Source organism: Methylocaldum sp. 14B (assembly GCF_002005105.1).
In the GTDB taxonomy this organism is placed as follows: domain Bacteria; phylum Pseudomonadota; class Gammaproteobacteria; order Methylococcales; family Methylococcaceae; genus Methylocaldum.
Window position 1 is genome coordinate 1 of the sequence record NZ_MSCV01000011.1, and the last position, 16,736, is coordinate 16,736.

The window sequence follows — 16,736 nt, forward strand, 5'->3', positions numbered from 1 at the left end:
AAGGGCTTTGTCGGAAGGGCAGCTCTGGCGCTCCCAGAGATGCCGTTTGCGATTGGAAGGGACCGACTAAAGGTCCGTTTGCGATTGGAAGGGTCGCGACTAAAGCGACCGTTTGCGATTGGGAAGGGATTGCCGACCTACGTTCTTCCCGCCCCACACGAATCCGTACACCGGGATGAAAAACGCTCTAAGCGTGTAAACCGGCTTGGACGGCGGCCCGAAATGCCAGAAAAGCATTTACAGGCCTGATTAACAATCGGCTAGCTTCAGCCGTCGCCGGATTCCTTCAGCGATACGGTTTCATCCGCCAGTTCGGCGACAGCTGCTCGCGGCAATTCACTCAGACCGATCCCGCCTTCCCGATGGTGAGCGATGATGGCCTTACGCATTCTAGGGTCCCAGAATCTCCGGATGTGATCGGCGATGCCATGTATCGCAACGGATCGGTCCGGCTCGGCATTAAAAAAATTGCCGATGTCATTGGCCATTTTTACCAGATTTTCGATATTCATGATCTTCTTGTTTGAGAGGTTGAAGGCTTGGCGGCGTTAAGCGCTCAGGCCTTGCTGTGCAGCAGGCGTTGCGGATTTGCGTAAACCACATGCTTGTCGCCACGGGCAAATCCGACCAGCGTGACCCCCGCATCTTCGGCCAAGCGCACCGCGAGTCCGGTAGGCGCTGAGATCGCGGCCAGAAAACCGATGCCGACGGACGCGCATTTCTGCACCATCTCATAACTGGCCCGGCTGGTTACCACCACGAAGCCACTGCCGAAATCGACACCTTGCCGCGCCAGCGCGCCGATAAGCTTGTCCAGCGCATTATGTCGGCCGATATCCTCGCGAACCCACTGTATGCCTTGTCCCGGCACGGCCCAAGCCGCCGCGTGTACCGCCCCGGTGATACGGTTTAACCTTTGATGCTCCGAGAGTTCGGCGAGCACCCGAATCAATTCCGGCGCCGACACTTGCACACCCTGCCCTACCGGACCCGGCCGGCGCATGGCCTGTTGGAGCGTGCGCGCACCGCAAAGCCCGCAGCCGGTCCGTCCGGCGAGATTGCGCCCTTTCTCCGCGGCACCCGCGCAACGCGCCTCCGGAATGCGTAGGCGCACCTCGATTCCCTCGGAACGCTGGTAAACCTTTATCGACTCCACCTCGCCCGGCGACGCGACGATAGCCTCAGTAAGGCTGAACCCCAGAGCGAAATCCTCCAGATCCAAAGGCGTCGCCAGCATGACGGCATGCGATTCGCCGTTATACATCAAGGCAATCGGAGCTTCCTCGGCGATACAGTCGTCCTGATTGGCATGTTTATCGCCATGCCAGCGCTCAACCGGACTGACTCGATAACTGGGCCACCCCAATTCGGAGGCGAGAACGGCCATCTCGCAGTCTCAACCGGTGGCCGATGTACGTTGCTCGAGCAACGCCAACTGTTCCTCCGAGAACTCCTGGTACCGGCGCTGCCATTCCGAGGGGCCGGAAACTTTGGTGACTTGCACCGCCGTCACCTTGTACTCAGGGCAATTGGTCGCCCAGTCGGAATTGTCTGTAGTAATGACATTGGCGCCCGATTCCGGAAAGTGGAAAGTGGTATACACTACGCCCGGCTGCACCCGTTCGGTGAGGGTGGCTCTCAGTACGGTTTCGCCCGAACGGCTCTTGATGCCTACCCAGTCGCCGTCCTTGATACCGCGTTGTTCCGCATCGTGCGGATGGATTTCCAGACGATCCTCCGAATGCCAGACCGAATTCATGGTGCGGCGGGTCTGCGCACCCACGTTATATTGGGACAGGATGCGGCCGGTAGTAAGGATCAGCGGATAACGGCTGCTGGTCCGTTCCTGGGTCGGCACGTATTCCGTCAGCATGAAGCGTCCTTTGCCGCGCACGAACTGGTCAATGTGCATGGTCGGCGTACCGATCGGTGCTTTCTCGTTGCACGGCCATTGCACGCTGCCCAGTTCGTCGAGCTTGGCGAAGCTGACGCCCGTGAAAGTCGGCACCAGCCGCGCGATCTCGTCCATAATCTCGGACGGGTGCGAATAGTTCATGGGGTAACCCAAGGCATTCGACAGCAACTGGGTTACTTCCCAGTCCTCGTAGCCGGCCAAAGGCGGCATGACTTTCCTGACTGGGGAAATACGCCGTTCGGCATTGGTGAAAGTGCCGTTCTTTTCCAGGAACGACGCGCCCGGCAGAAACACGTGGGCGAACTTCGCAGTTTCGTTCAAGAATAAGTCCTGCACCACCACGCATTCCATGGCCCGGAGGGCGGCATGGACATGCTGGGTATCCGGATCGGACTGCGCGATATCTTCACCCTCGCAATACAGCCCCTTGAAGCTTCCGTCCAGCGCGGCGCCGAACATATTGGGGATGCGCAAGCCCGGCTCGGATTCCAGGGTTACGCCCCACGCCGATTCGAACTGGGCGCGGGTTTCGAAATCGGAAACGTGGCGATAGCCGGGGAATTCGTGCGGGAACGAACCCATGTCGCAGGAACCCTGCACGTTGTTCTGGCCGCGCAAGGGGTTCACGCCCACGCCTTCCCGTCCGATATTGCCGGTCGCCATGGCCAAATTGGCGATGCCGATCACTGTGGTGGAACCCTGGCTGTGTTCGGTAACGCCGAGGCCGTAGTAAATCGCGGCATTGCCGCCGGTGGCGTAGAGCCTCGCCGCGGCGCGCACCGTCGCTGGCGGAACGCCGGTCACCGATTCGCTCGCTTCAGGCGAGTTGCGCTCTTCGCTGACGAAGGACTTCCACTTCTCGTAAGAGGCCGTTTCGCAGCGCTCCAGTGCGAAAGCGTCGTTTGAAAGGCCTTCAGTAACAATCACGTGGGCCAAGGCGTTGATCAGCGCCACATTGGTACCGGGGCGCAGTTTCAGATGGTAATCGGCCTTCACATGCGCGGATCTCACCAGATCGATGTCGCGCGGGTCCGCCACGATCAGCTTGGCGCCTTCGCGGATACGGCGCTTCATCATCGAGCCGAACACCGGATGGCCATCGGTGGGATTGGCGCCTATCACCATGATGACGTCGGCCTTCATGACCGAATCGAAAGTCTGGGTCCCGGCCGACTCGCCCAAGGTCTGCTTGAGGCCATAGCCGGTGGGCGAGTGGCAGACCCGGGCGCAGGTGTCGACGTTATTGTTGCCGAAAGCCGCGCGCACCAGCTTCTGCACCAGGTAGGTCTCCTCATTGGTGCAACGGCTGGAAGTCAAGGCGCCCACGGAATAGCGACCGTACTGGGCCTGAATACGCTTGAACTCGGATGCGGCATAGTTTATCGCTTCTTCCCAGGATACGACCTGCCATGGATCGTTGATGCTTTTCCGAATCATGGGCGTCGTAATGCGATCCTTGTGGGTCGCATAGCCGAAGGCGAAACGTCCCTTGACGCAGGAATGGCCGTGATTGGCGTGACCATCCTGGTTGGGCACCATGCGCACCACCTCGGCTCCCTTCATTTCCGCCTTGAACGAGCAACCCACGCCGCAATAGGCGCAGGTGGTGACAATGCTGTGTTCCGGCTGGCCCTTCTCGATTACGGACTTTTCCATCAGCGTCGCAGTCGGACACGCCTGTACACAGGCCCCGCAAGAAACGCATTCGGACTCCATGAAGGCCTGGTTCTGCCCGGGCGAAACCTTGGAGTCGAAGCCCCGGCCGTCCAGGGTCAAGGCGAAGGTACCCTGCACTTCTTCGCAGGCACGCACGCAACGGGAGCAGACGATGCACTTGGCCGGATCGAAGGCAAAATAGGGGTTGCTGGTGTCCTTTTCGGCCTTCAGATGGTTCTCGCCCTCGTAGCCATAACGCACTTCCCTGAGGCCCACCGCGCCGGCCATATCCTGCAATTCGCAATTGCCATTGGCGGAGCAGGTGAGGCAATCCAGCGGATGGTCCGAAATGTACAGCTCCATCACCCCGCGGCGGACTTTGGCCAATCGCTCGTTCTGGGTGCAGACCTTCATGCCTTCCGCCACCGGCGTGGTGCAGGACGCGGGCAGCCCTCGTCCGCCCTCGATTTGCACCAGGCATAAGCGGCAGGAACCGAAAGGTTCCAGGCTATCCGTGGCGCACAGTTTCGGGATCTGGATGCCGATGCTGGCCGCCGCTCTGAGAACCGATGTGCCCTCGGGCACGGTCACGCTGAAGCCGTCAATTTCCAAGGTGACCAGCTTGTCGGATTGGCTTGGGGGGGTGCCGAAGTCGTTATCACGTAGTGCCATGGGATGACTCCTGAGTCGTAAGATGCGCAATGCGCACCGCAAAGCATTCGGGGCGGGCGACGCACCCTATTTCTAAGCAGCTTTGTCTGCCGTGGAAATGCCGAAATCCTCGGGAAAATGGTTGAGAGCGCTCAACACCGGGTACGGCGTCATGCCGCCCAACGCACAAAGCGATCCATTGAGGAGGGTATCGGAAAGATCCCGGAGGAGCGCTAGGTTTTTCTCCCGGTCTACGCCTTCAATGATCTTGTCGATTACTTCTATGCCGCGAGTCGACCCGATTCGGCAGGGCGTACACTTGCCGCAGGACTCGATCGCGCAGAATTCCATGCCGTAGCGGGCCATCTTGGCCATGTCGACGGTGTCGTCGAAGGCCACCACGCCGCCGTGGCCGAGCACCGCCCAAATGGCGGAAAACGCTTCGTAGTCCAGCGGCGTATCGAACTGGGATTCCGGCAGGTACGCGCCCAAAGGCCCGCCGACCTGTACCGCGCGAATCGGCCTTCCGGTGGCGGAACCGCCGCCATAGTCGTAAAGGATTTCCCGTAAGGTGATACCGAAAGCCTTCTCGATCAACCCCGGATGCTTGATGTTGCCCGCCAATTGAATCGGCAGCGTGCCGCGCGAGCGGCCCATGCCGAAATCACGGTAGTATTCGCCGCCCTTGTCGAGAATGATCGGCACCGAAGCCAGCGAAATGACGTTGTTGATGACGGTCGGCCGTCCGAACAGCCCTTCGATGGCCGGCAGCGGCGGCTTGAAGCGGACCAGTCCCCGCTTGCCTTCGAGGCTCTCGAGAAGCGAGGTTTCCTCGCCGCACACATATGCTCCGGCGCCCAAACGAACTTCCAGATCGAAGCTCTTGCCGCTGCCCAGAATGTCTTTTCCGAGGTAACCGGACCGATACGCAGTGTCGATGGCCTCGTTCAGCGCACGATGGGCATGGGGATATTCGACGCGCAGATAAATGTAACCCTGGGTTGCACCCACCGCGAGCCCGGCGATGGTCATGCCCTCGATCAGAACTAACGGGTCCCCTTCCATGATCATGCGGTCGGAGAAAGTGCCCGAGTCGCCCTCGTCGGCGTTGCAGACGATGTATTTTATGTCCGATGCCGTATTCAACACCGTGCGCCATTTGATGCCGGTCGGAAAAGCCGCACCGCCGCGTCCGCGTAGCCCCGAGGTGGTGACCTCGTCAACGATGGCAGAGGGCTCCATGTCCAAAGCGCGGCGTAGGCCGCGAAAGCCCTGATGACCCAGATAGTCGTCCAGGCTGACCGGATCGGTGATCCCGACGCGGGCAAAGGTCAGCCTTTCCTGATTCTTGAAATAAGGAATGGCATCGGTCGGCCCAAGGCAAAGGGAATGCGAACCGCCCTGAAGAAAACCCGCCTCGAATAAGGAAGGCACGTCGCCGATACGCACGGGCCCATAGGCTATCCGGCCTTCCTCGGTAGCCACTTCTACCAGGGGCTCCAGCCAATACATGCCACGGGAGCCGTTACGAACCAAATCGATAGCGATATTTCGTTTGGCCGCTTCGGCCCGAATGGCGGCGGCGACCTGCTCGGCGCCGAGGGAAAGCGCGCTGGAGTCTCGAGAAACGTAAACGGTCGTCATTGCGCATCAACCTGCATATTTTCAATAATCTCGTCGAACGTCTCGGACGTCACGCGTCCGTATACGTCTTTATCGATCATGATCGATGGCGAACACGCGCAGTTGCCGAGACAATATACGGGCTCCAGGCTGAAAGCCCCGTCGCCGGTCGTTTCGTGGTAATCGATATTCAGCCGCTGCTTGGCATGAGTTTCCAGTGCCTCGGAACCCATCGCTTGGCAGGATTCGGCCCGGCACAGATAGATGGTGCGCTTGCCCGGCGGCGTGCTACGGAAATAGTGGTAAAAGCTGATGACGCCGTGCACTTCGGCGCGCGAAAGGTTCAGTTCCCCTGCGATCAGCGGGATGCTGTCCGGTGGCACATACCCTAATGCGTCTTGAATGCCGTGCAGAATCGGCAACAATGCACCAGGTTTATCCTTATCACAGCGGATAATTTCCTGCACGTGTTCCCGATCCCATTCGTGTTCTGTCATTTGCCCCTCGCTCAACTACCTCTAAGAATGGGTGGAAATCGCACAAACTTCGATAATCGCCATTCCCTCTCACTACTTAGAAAGTAAAGTAATTTATGCATCTATATGCACATTTTAAAGGCTCGTTGTCGCTTTGCAATATCTTTCTTGACTAAATTGCTAAGCTTTTCAGCAAAGCAACAACCTCGTTGGCGGTCATGAAACGCGATCAGGACAGAGGAAGGCGTTTGGATTAAGGTCGCGGGTACTCACCCGAGCGCTGTTCGTATCGGAACGCGCAGTGCAGCCCGAGTAATATGGCTACATGGAGAAGGCGCGGTATCGGTGAGACCGATTCGACCGATGCAGTCGAGTTGCGGCTTAGTATTGAATTACGATTACTACCCCTGGTGACACGGACATCGAAATTAAGCCGATTATGACCTTGGTCTTTTACCGACCGGTTCGGCACAAAGCGAGGTTCCGCGAGTGTGGAGGATCTGATTGAAACAAGACGGCCGGGGTCCAGGTGCCCCGGCCGTCTTATCGCCCCGAAGCTCAGCGCTTCTTGCTTACTTTCTCGTTATACGCGGTGATTTCCTCGGCATCGAGCTTGTCATCCTTGTTCGTGTCAGCCATGTTGAATATCTCCTCCGGGACCCCATTGGCCAGGGCGTCTTTCTTGGTTAGCGATCTCTCAGTTGACTGTTCCTCGGGCTGGGGAGTGGTGGCGCCGGGCACCGCGGGGTCGCCCGCGTCGCGGAACGCGTAGGCCGTACCGAAGGATAGCGAAACAACAGCGGCCAGAAGGCTCAACGTAGATTTTGTAGCCATGGATACACTCCTTTTGATGGTTAGAGGCAGTATGGTCGGAGCCACAACGACACCTCCAAGCAAGACCAGGGCCAATGCAACAACTTTATGATTATTGGAAATAATATGGCGAACTTCGGATATTCTTCACGAAAACCGTCGTTCTGCGACTACAGTCACAGAGCGATTGTGGATGGACACAAGATTCAACTCGGGTGCCTGTGGGAACAATGAAAGCGGGCGCGTCGAAAGGCCTTCAAAAGGCCGGGGGATTGTAAAAAAGCCGCCGGAAACGAGGGGAGCCGCCTCATAAAGCCTCCTCTGTACCAGGTGTCGAACATCGCAGAACTACGTCCGACTCTTGGCCCAGTTGGAACTGGGAGTTATGCTCGAAAGTTGACGGGCCGGCAAAATTTGACCATTACTCGGAACTGGTCGAGCGCACAAAATCGGCCCTGCGCCCCCGCGCGAGGGGAATACCTGTTGCCAATTCTCCGCTGCCGTTGGGAACCGGGGTTCCTAAAAGTATGACTACGCAATCGGCATGGAACGACCGGTTTCCCCCATTGCCGATGGATTTCCCTCGGCTGCGGCTTGAGCACCGGTTGGCGGTTCGCGCTGAAACCGCCCCCCCGACAGCGGACGTCGTGCAGTGGCGTCATTTCCACAAACGAGGCGCCTCCATCCACCACCGGCCCCACAGCTAAAGTCTCTGGTGATCAGCGGCAGTTCTTTTCGATCAACGCCGCGGTAACTCGGGTCTCGCACCCGTACCTTGCATTTATGGATTTCCTATCCATGTCGGCCATGCCCTCCCAATTAGATCTGGCATAGGTTTTGCTGGTTATCGCTTAGGCCAAGTCGACAAGCCTAAATTCTCTACCCTCGATAACTTTGGGAGACACTTATGAAAGTACGGCAACTACTTAGGACAGCACACCCTATTTTCTTGGCTCTACCCTTGTTGCTGATGGGATGCGAGCGATCCGAGCAACAACCCAGCATGCCGCCAAAGGAGTTAACCGCTCCGACTCCGGCCCCAGATTCCGATCTGCCTAAACCGAACCAAACGGAAGTGGTGCCCGTCACGCCGCCCCCATCGCCAGAAAGCAATACGACACCTTAAACGAGAAGCTTTCTCGTCCGCTCACTGGAAACAATGCGAACAAGCCCGGATGATTGCGAGCAGGAAACGGTCGACGACTGCTCGCAATCGTTCGGATACTTACAAGCGACCGTAGCGATTCAGCCTGCCGCCGGCGGGGGAATTCAAACGCTTCCGCCCCAGTGGCGCTATGCCACCGCTACCGCTCACTGAAGGCTTCTCATCCACAGGCGCACGTTATCCACAGATGTGCCTTTCGTGACAGAACGTTGGAATTAGCACCGGACGCGCAAAAAGCGACGTGGCCATCAACGATTGCTGCATCTCAAACGTCCATCCCGGACCATTTTACCACTGCAAGATGAGCTGTTCGGTAGACTGCATGCGAATAGTAGAACTGAGGCTGCTTTCAGTTGGCTGTCGGACACAAACACTTATTCCAGGTTTACGTCCGGAATCACACAACTGACCCGACCGACGCTGTCATTCGCAAGTCCCGCAGGAATTTGCAAAAAGGTTCGAGTCGTGTTCGGTTCGATCGTTCCCGATAATACGGCTTTTAGAGGCTCCAAAAGCTCCAGATCCTTGGAATACTGAAGACAAACCACTTCGATTCCGCTGATTCGCCGTTCACTGCCGTTCTTGATAGAAAAATCGAACAACATCGTTTTGTCTGCTGGATCTAAAGTCCAGCTAAAATCCGTCAGCTCGATCGCGCGTAGGATTTCGTATTTCGCACGCGTGTCGGAACCGGTCGGGGGCTGCACGGATTCTTCCTTGGTGAGTTCGGGCGATGAACCATCCGGCGGCGTGATCCCTTCGCCGATGCTAGTCGACGTACTCTCCCGAAGCAGGGCTTTTTCATCCAAGCTCGCCGATTCGGTCTGCCGGCGAGCTTCGTCTTGCGCGACACGTCCGTGCCGATGCTCGGCAAACCGTGTACCCAGCTGCCAAGCCGCGGTCGCAAGCAATATGGTCAGGAGCAAAGAAGCAAGCACGTGAGCGTAACGGCGGAACCATGGCTTTTGAGACCCACCCTCACGGCACTCCGCCGGCGCGGTAGCCGTTTCCTCCTCATATTCGGTTTCGCCGCGCTTCTTTGGGCTTGGGCTTATCGGGCCAGCCCCGTAACCGACCGCATCCCAAATCGCCTTTTCCTCGGGCACAATTCTGCCGGCGAACGGCGGCTTCAACTCCTTCGCACGGGCTGACGTGCCGCGCGCGTCACTTTTACTTTTGTGTTCGTTCAAAGCATGCCGAAATGCGAGGCATGCTTCGCCAAGGTGTCTCAGAACGTCTTTGATGAATTTTTCGTACAATACTAGGCGCACTTTTTGATGAATCGGAACCTCGATCCGATCGAGAACCGCTGACAACGCATCCAATATCGCGACGGGGCTCCAGGGTGTGGCCGGTAATGAATCAAGCGCTCGGCCGACTACCTCGGCATAAGTTTCATCGAGACGACGAATACTTTGACCGTGTTGGAGTTCGACGTCCCGAACCCTGCGGGCCAGATGCTCGTCCACCGCAAATGTCCGCCGATAGCCTGGTATTTGGCCGGTCTGCCATGCACGGTCACCGGCGTCCGCGCTAGAGTTCTGCTTGCCGGCATCCTGTTGATCCGAAAAACGCGCAAACGAACCCAGCAATTCCTGGCTAAGACTTTCCGAAACGACCTCTTGATCAAGGTGAAGAGTTGTCCACACGTCGGCAAGATGATCCTGTAATGTCGAATCGAAGCTTTCGATGTTTTGAACAGCCGTCGCTAGATTCAAATCGTCCAACATGTAGCGAAAGCGATCTTGAATGACGCCTACGAATGTCGACCGATAAAGTTCGATTAATACCGGAAAATCCATCGTATTTTTTGGTCCGTCAAGCATGGATACCATTTTATAATTCTCACCTATTTATGCGGCGGAACAGGAGCATGAGTCGAGGCCGGCTCCGCTAAAATAGTCGGTCGAGTTCTTCCATCTTTTCGGTTCCGCACTTCCGAACAAATTCGAAATCAGGCATCCTGCCCATGAACGACAGCCTAAACGCGTCCGTTAATTCCGGCTCGAACAACTCGGTCCAAGACAGTGATTCGCACCACCGTTCCATCCGCAGCTTCACTCTCCGCCAAGGTCGATTCACCGTAGCGCAACGGAGAGCCATGGAGGCTCTTTGGCCCATCTATGGACTAAATGTCGCCGATACGCCCCCCGATTTCGAGGCGATTTTCGGCCGGGGCGCGCCTCTGGTCGTCGAAATCGGCTTCGGTAACGGCGAAACTCTGGCACAACTCGCCGGCAACCAGCCGCAGACCAACTTCATAGGCGTAGAAGTCCACCGACCTGGCGTCGCGCAGTTGCTGGCGCGCCTAAACGAACGCGAACTAAATAATGTGCGTATTTTTTGCGCCGACGCTGTCGACATCCTGACAAATCAGATCGCTGACGGAAGCCTTTCGGGCGTGAACTTGTTTTTCCCGGATCCGTGGCCCAAAAAGCGCCACCACAAGCGCCGACTGGTCAACCCGGAATTTATCAGCCTCGTAGCGCGGAAGCTCAAGTACGGTGGCTATTTTCATGCCGCCACGGACTGGGAAGATTATGCTCAGCACATGCTGGACGTGCTCGAACATTGCGATCGTCTTGAAAACACCGCAGGCGGGAGCAAGTTTTCCCCTCGCCCGACGCACAGAGCGTTGACCAAATTCGAACGCCGCGGACAAGAGCTCGGACACGGCGTATGGGATTTGATTTTTATCCGGCGAGCAGACGATCTTTAGCCGGCCACTGCTTCCGCGGGTTGGAACGGCTCTTCCTCCGCCTCGACCTCTGGCTGTACGTCATCCAGCTGCATCGCTTGCCGTATGGCCAGGAGTTCATCGTATTGCCGACGGAGCGGCTCCAAAGCCTGGGTGAGCGCGGCGATCTCCTGATCCAAGGAGTGACTGGATTCGTTGATCTTGCGCAATACGTCCAGCTTGCTTTCGATTACGCGTTTATGATCCCGAATTTGATGGATAAGCGGCGTAAGGGCCATGCCGGACCAACCCACCGCATCCTTGTGTGCGTGCAGAAAAAGCTCTCGGGCGCGGGCGACAACCGTTGTATAAAGCTTTACCACAACCATGCTCTGCTCCATCAAGGTTGACGAAGCACTGTCTCTGAAAGCCTCCCCTTCCTTGAATACCCGCTCCAGTTCGGCCTGATATTTCTTGAGCGAGAGCGACGGCGCCTTGAGATCGGCAAAGCCATATTCCTCCTGGAATTTTCCGTATATCCCTTTCACCAGTTTTCGACTTTCCTCAGAGATCGACACGGCTTTGACAAGCACGCCGTTCAACTCCTCGAGCACTCCCGCCATGACCGATTTCATCCCGATCGTCGTCAGACTTCCGGCCATCTGCCGCCGAGTTCGCTTGATAATCTCATCGATGCTTTCCGGCGCCAGGGACTCGACCAAAGCCTTGGCCTGCACCGCGAACACCCGTCGGCTCGCCTGAAATTGGTTTACGCTGGCCAAATAAGCATTTTGCTGGTCTCGGGTCTCGGTCATCAGCTGCTTGATCTTGTCCCGATTATTGACATCGACATTGCGGAGATCGTTGATCTGGCGCTCGGCATCCGCTATATGGGCCTGCAGTACACCGGTCGATTCGGTAACCAAATGGCCGATCCTCTCGGTGACCGACGTCATCAGCAGATTCTGCCTCTCCTTTACCACTTTTTCGGCCAAGAAACTCTCAAAAAGATGGAGACGGCTTTTTTCCAGGAGTTCTTGGTCGCCCTTCACTTTGGCAAGCAAAGCCTGTTTGGCGGTCAAGGGAAAAATCGAGCTCGCGTCGACTTCCAAAGTTCTGGCAACTGAGTCGATTTGGGCGCGAATCGATTTCTCGATGACGTCGTCTCCGTGCAAATCCCCCCACATCGAATCGATCTTGTTCATGACCACCGCCAGACCGCTTCTTTTCTGCTGGCCCTGGCGGGAACCCCGAACATGGTTGCACCACATATCCAGATCGCTCTTGGTAACCCCGGTATCCGCTGCAAGTACGAAGATAACCGCTTGAGCGCTGGGCAGCATGTGCAAGGTCAACTCGGGTTCCGCCCCGAGTGCGTTGAGACCGGGTGTGTCCAGAATGGTAAGGCCTTCCTTTAAGAGGTAATGCGGAAAACTGATCAATGCGTGACGCCAGCACGGAATCTCGACGGTCTCCGGCGCCACCACCTGTCCCGGATGAAGATCTTCGTTGTACAGACCGAGCTGCTTCGCTTCTTCGAGCGGCACACGCTTGGTTGCGGTCAGCTCTTGAAATGCTTCCTGCATTTGCACCGGCGAGGTGCAATCCAATTCGATCTGCATCCAACTCTGCGGGTGTCGCTTGTATTCGCTGAGCGATGCCTGGTTCAGACGGCTCTCGATCGCCAAGAGTCGGATATAGGCACCGCCTTCGGGGTCGTAAAAGATCTCCGTCGGACACATGGTTGTTCTTCCGGGAGATGATGGCAAAAGCCGAACACCGGTATCCGAGAAAAACAAAGCGTTAATGAGCTCGGTCTTGCCTCGCGAAAATTCGGCGGCGAAGGCAAGCACAATACGATCCGCGCGCAAGCTGTCGAGCATGCCCAGAAGAGTTTCATTTACGGCATCGCTGTTCAATTCATGCTGATCAAGCCAGGAACGATATCGCTCAACCGCCTGGCTCAGTTGCTCACGCCACTGGCCGTAGCCTCGCAGCTTGTCTTCTAAATGAATGATGCTCATCTCCGACTCTCGACCCGATCGTCTAGTGGAATAAAGTGCAATTCTGGGGACAGTTGGGATGAAGTTTAGACCAATTCAAAATTCAGTCCATTTTCGAGAGCTCTGCCCACCATGCCGGCCAGCGTTTTGGAGAGCAGATTTTGAACCGCTTATCCCGGCCGGTTTCACCGGCCAGCAAAACCACATCGCGTTTGGCGACGCCGAAAACGTCTGCCAGGAAGTCGATTAGATAACGGTTTGCTTTGCCGTCGACAGGCGGCGCTTTGATGCGGATCTTGAGCCGATCGCCATGCAAACCCGCAATCTCGTCCTTACCGGCGCGAGGTTGTACGTGGACGTTCAGCACCAGTGCCTGGCCGTCCCAGGTATACCAATCGCTCAAGTCAGTTCAGCAGATTCGTGAGTTGCTGCAGCGGGGGCAGCACAAGCATTTTGGCGAGTTGTATGCCGATCAAGGGGATCAACGGCGAGAGATCGATACCCCCTATCGGCGGCAAAAGCCGACGGCTGAAGCGAAGCAGCGGCTCGGTAAGGCTGTAAAGGAGGGAAACCGCGGGGTTATAGCTCCCTGGACTGACCCAACTCAGGACCGCACGGATGATGATGGCGAAAAAATAGACATTGAACAGCAAATCCAAGAGCTGCACGACAGCCCACAGACTCAATGCCGCAAATGTGATCCGCGTATCCTGAAGCACGAATATCAGATAGCCGCTCAGCATTTGCAGCCCCAGCATCAAGACGAGCGAAGCCGTGTCGACGCGGCCGACGGACGGAATAAAGCGGCGGAACATGCGAAGCGGCGGGTGCGTGATCTTGATCAAGAACTGGGAAATCGGATTGTAGTAATCCGCATCGACCCACTGAAACAAGAACCGCAGCAGTATCGCGAATATATAAAGGCTGAAGAGCGTATCGATCAGAAAAACAGCGGGATTCACCAGAAAATCCGGAGACATCGTCAACCTCCCAGTTGCTTGGACAATTCTGCCGCCCGCGCATTTGCCGCCTTCATGGCGTCAAGCACGAGGCTACGAAGGCTTCCGCACTCGAATATCTCTATTGCCTTTTCCGTAGTACCGCCGGGCGAGGTAACCCTTCTTCTCAATTCCGCCGGACCGTCTTCGGATTCTATGGCGATGCGCGCCGCACCAAGCGCCGTCTGCTGGGTAAGAAGCCGCGCCGTAGCTTTGTCCATTCCCATTTCGGTCGCCGCATCCTCCATGGCCTCCATGAACAGAAAAAAGTAAGCGGGTCCGCTTCCGGAAAGCGCCGTCACCAAATCCAGGAGCTCTTCCTTTTCTACCCACACTGCGATGCCGACGGCACGGACTATCGCTTCCGCCACACTTCTATGTTCGGCGCTCGCTCGATCGTTCGCGTGCAATGCGGTAGCCCCCGTTTTCACGAGCGCCGGAGTATTGGGCATACAGCGCACGATGCTCGCGCCGCCACCCAGCCAGTGGTCCAGGGCGGCCTCGCGAACACCCGCGGCGATGCTGATCATCAGGGGGCCGCGTTGCCGCACGGGGCCGGCAATTTCTCGAGCCACCTGTTCAAGAATCTGCGGTTTAACGGCCAGCAACACGGTCTGGGAGCGCTCGACCAAGGATTTGTTATCTTCGAACGTATGGACGCCGAAACGGCTGGCCAAATCCTTCAGCTTCGCGGTGTCGACGTCCGACACGAAAATATTGTCCGCCGGATAGCCATCCGAAACGAGACCGCCGATCAGGCTGCTCGCCATATTTCCGGCGCCGATAAACCCTAAAGTTTGCTTTTTCATTTGAAATCATCTCCGAACCAACGGACGTATTCTAACCGAGACACGGCCCCAAAAACGTCCCGTTCGCCGTATAAGCCGACAAGTGTCCCTCAGCCGTCCGAAACGCTCCCGGCATCGAGCACGGCCATGTCACGGCCTGGCCTCGGCCCGAACAGCGCCGTGCCGATACGTACCATGGTCGAACCTTCCATGACCGCCGCTTCGAGGTCGTCGGACATCCCCATGGACAGCGTATCGAGCCCAAGGTGGCCCAAGCGTTCCGCGGCTTGCCGCAAGCTCCGGAACGATGCGCGCTGAAGGTCGATCGTGTCCGTCGGGGCCGGAATGGCCATAAGCCCGCGGACGCGAAGCCTAGGCAGTTCCGCGATCGCTTCGACCAACCCGTCGAGCTCCTCCGGGGCAACGCCCGATTTCGTCGCTTCTCCGCTGACGTTGACTTGAATGCAGATGTTGAGCGGCGGCAGCTCTTCGGGACGCTGATCGCTCAGGCGCTCCGCGATCTTGAAACGGTCGACGCTATGTACCCAGGAAAAACGAGCCGCGATCGACCTGGTTTTGTTGGATTGAATGGGTCCGATGAAATGCCAGCCGATATCGTAATGCGCCAACTTATCTTGCTTGGCCAGAGCCTCTTGAACGTAGTTCTCCCCGAACTCCCGCTGACCGCAGTAATAAGCGGCGGCAATCGCCTCTGCAGGCTGAGTCTTGCTTACGGCGATCAGCCGAACCGAACCCCGGCATCGACCGGCTGCCGTCTCCGCGAGTCGAATTCGCTCGCGTACGGCGTCCAGGCGCTGTTGTATTTGACTCCTCATGTTGCTGATACGTTTGTCTATACTTGCCCGGAGGGTAAGGGTATCTACCGACCAACGCTTACACAAGAGCCATTACAGAAGAGAATCCATGGATATCGCCGAACTGCTCGCTTTCTCCGTCAAGAACAATGCATCCGACCTGCATTTGTCCGCCGGACTTCCGCCGATGATCCGCGTGGATGGCGACATACGCCGCATCAATGTGCCGGCGCTCGACCACAAAGAGGTGCACGCGCTGATCTACGACATCATGAACGACAAGCAGCGGCGCGATTACGAGGAGTTTCTGGAGACCGACTTTTCGTTCGAGCTCCCCGGCGTCGCGCGATTTCGTGTCAACTCGTTCAACCAGGACCGGGGCGCGGCGGCGGTATTTCGAACCATTCCGTCCAAGGTTTTGACATTGGAGGAACTGGGTTGCCCCAAATTTTTCCAGGACGTCACCATGCACCCTCGCGGCCTGATCGTGGTCACCGGGCCCACCGGCTCGGGCAAATCGACCACCCTCGCCGCGATGATCGACCACATCAACTCGAACCAGTACTCTCATATCCTGACGATTGAAGACCCCATCGAGTTCGTGCACTCCAGCAAAAAATCGTTGATCAACCAACGCGAAGTTCACCGGGATACTTTGGGTTTCAACGAAGCCTTGCGCTCGGCTCTGCGCGAAGACCCCGACGTGATTCTGGTCGGCGAAATGCGCGACCTGGAAACCATCCGCCTCGCGTTGACCGCCGCCGAAACCGGTCACTTGGTTTTCGGTACCCTGCACACCAACTCGGCTGCCAAGACCATAGACCGCGTCATCGACGTTTTCCCGGCCGCCGAAAAAGGCATTATTCGGTCGATGCTGTCCGAATCCCTGCAGGCCGTGATCTCCCAGACTCTGCTCAAGAAAAATGGCGGCGGACGCACGGCGGCCTGGGAGATCATGGTGGGCACGCCGGCGATCCGCAACCTCATCCGCGAAGACAAGGTCGCACAGATGTACTCGGCCATCCAGACCGGTCGCAAGGACGGCATGCAAACGCTCGACCAGCACTTGCAGGAACTGGTCGAAAAAGGCGTCGTGGCGCGTGCCGCCGCTCGGGTCAGAGCCGTCAATAAAGCCGCATTCTAAAGCCGGAGAACA

General features: G+C 57.2%; 14 protein-coding genes. 2 read left to right on the forward strand and 12 right to left on the reverse strand.

What is annotated here, in order from left to right; translation table 11 throughout:
- Positions 1-266: 266 nt before the first annotated feature.
- The 7 genes from B2A78_RS09755 to B2A78_RS09785 all read right to left on the reverse strand — a co-directional run bounded on the left by B2A78_RS09755 (position 267) and on the right by B2A78_RS09785 (position 10,101).
- Positions 267-512, reverse strand: a complete 246-nt coding sequence (locus B2A78_RS09755; protein WP_077729810.1) for a formate dehydrogenase subunit delta — start codon at positions 510-512, stop codon at positions 267-269.
- A 44-nt stretch (positions 513-556) separates the two neighbouring features.
- Entirely contained in the window at positions 557-1,387 is an 831-nt protein-coding gene (gene fdhD / locus B2A78_RS09760) for a formate dehydrogenase accessory sulfurtransferase FdhD (protein ID WP_077729811.1), read from the reverse strand.
- 9 nt (positions 1,388-1,396) lie between these two features.
- Entirely contained in the window at positions 1,397-4,243 is a 2,847-nt protein-coding gene (gene fdhF / locus B2A78_RS09765; protein WP_077729812.1) for a formate dehydrogenase subunit alpha, read from the reverse strand.
- Positions 4,244-4,315: 72 nt separating this feature from the next.
- Positions 4,316-5,866 (reverse strand): NADH-quinone oxidoreductase subunit NuoF, encoded by a 1,551-nt coding sequence (locus tag B2A78_RS09770; RefSeq protein ID WP_077729813.1) that lies wholly within the window; start codon positions 5,864-5,866, stop codon positions 4,316-4,318.
- On the reverse strand, positions 5,863-6,342 hold the full coding sequence (locus B2A78_RS09775) for a formate dehydrogenase subunit gamma (RefSeq protein WP_077729814.1): 480 nt from the start codon (positions 6,340-6,342) through the stop codon (positions 5,863-5,865). The genes B2A78_RS09770 and B2A78_RS09775 overlap by 4 nt, the downstream gene beginning before the upstream one ends.
- A gap of 537 nt (positions 6,343-6,879) precedes the next feature.
- The gene (locus B2A78_RS09780; RefSeq protein ID WP_077729815.1) at positions 6,880-7,155 is read right to left on the reverse strand and encodes a hypothetical protein; all 276 of its coding nucleotides are present in this window, start codon (positions 7,153-7,155) and stop codon (positions 6,880-6,882) included.
- 1,518 nt (positions 7,156-8,673) lie between these two features.
- Positions 8,674-10,101, reverse strand: coding sequence for a hypothetical protein (locus B2A78_RS09785; protein ID WP_077729816.1), 1,428 nt, complete (start codon positions 10,099-10,101; stop codon positions 8,674-8,676).
- 299 nt (positions 10,102-10,400) lie between these two features.
- Here B2A78_RS09785 and trmB point away from each other — a divergent pair, with 299 nt between their 5' ends.
- A complete protein-coding gene (trmB, locus tag B2A78_RS09790; RefSeq protein WP_240502469.1) occupies positions 10,401-11,018 on the forward strand; it encodes a tRNA (guanosine(46)-N7)-methyltransferase TrmB in 618 nt (205 codons plus the stop codon).
- Here the strand turns inward: trmB and B2A78_RS09795 are convergent.
- The 5 genes from B2A78_RS09795 to B2A78_RS09815 all read right to left on the reverse strand — a co-directional run bounded on the left by B2A78_RS09795 (position 11,015) and on the right by B2A78_RS09815 (position 15,601).
- Positions 11,015-13,000 (reverse strand): dynamin family protein, encoded by a 1,986-nt coding sequence (locus B2A78_RS09795; RefSeq protein ID WP_077729818.1) that lies wholly within the window; start codon positions 12,998-13,000, stop codon positions 11,015-11,017. The two genes, trmB and B2A78_RS09795, sit on opposite strands and share 4 nt — an antisense overlap.
- Positions 13,001-13,082: 82 nt before the next feature.
- Positions 13,083-13,382: a DUF167 family protein gene (locus B2A78_RS09800; RefSeq protein WP_077729819.1), complete on the reverse strand. Its 300-nt coding sequence runs from the start codon at positions 13,380-13,382 to the stop codon at positions 13,083-13,085.
- A 1-nt stretch (position 13,383) separates the two neighbouring features.
- Positions 13,384-13,959: a YggT family protein gene (locus B2A78_RS09805; RefSeq protein WP_077729820.1), complete on the reverse strand. Its 576-nt coding sequence runs from the start codon at positions 13,957-13,959 to the stop codon at positions 13,384-13,386.
- 2 nt (positions 13,960-13,961) lie between these two features.
- The gene (gene proC, locus B2A78_RS09810; protein ID WP_077729821.1) at positions 13,962-14,786 is read right to left on the reverse strand and encodes a pyrroline-5-carboxylate reductase; all 825 of its coding nucleotides are present in this window, start codon (positions 14,784-14,786) and stop codon (positions 13,962-13,964) included.
- A gap of 89 nt (positions 14,787-14,875) precedes the next feature.
- Positions 14,876-15,601 carry a YggS family pyridoxal phosphate-dependent enzyme gene (locus B2A78_RS09815; RefSeq protein ID WP_077729822.1) on the reverse strand — a complete coding sequence of 242 codons (726 nt, stop codon included), beginning with the start codon at positions 15,599-15,601 and terminating at the stop codon, positions 14,876-14,878.
- A gap of 88 nt (positions 15,602-15,689) precedes the next feature.
- Between B2A78_RS09815 and B2A78_RS09820 the strand changes: the two genes are divergently transcribed.
- Positions 15,690-16,724: a type IV pilus twitching motility protein PilT gene (locus tag B2A78_RS09820; RefSeq protein ID WP_077729823.1), complete on the forward strand. Its 1,035-nt coding sequence runs from the start codon at positions 15,690-15,692 to the stop codon at positions 16,722-16,724.
- The last annotated feature ends 12 nt before the right edge of the window (positions 16,725-16,736 follow it).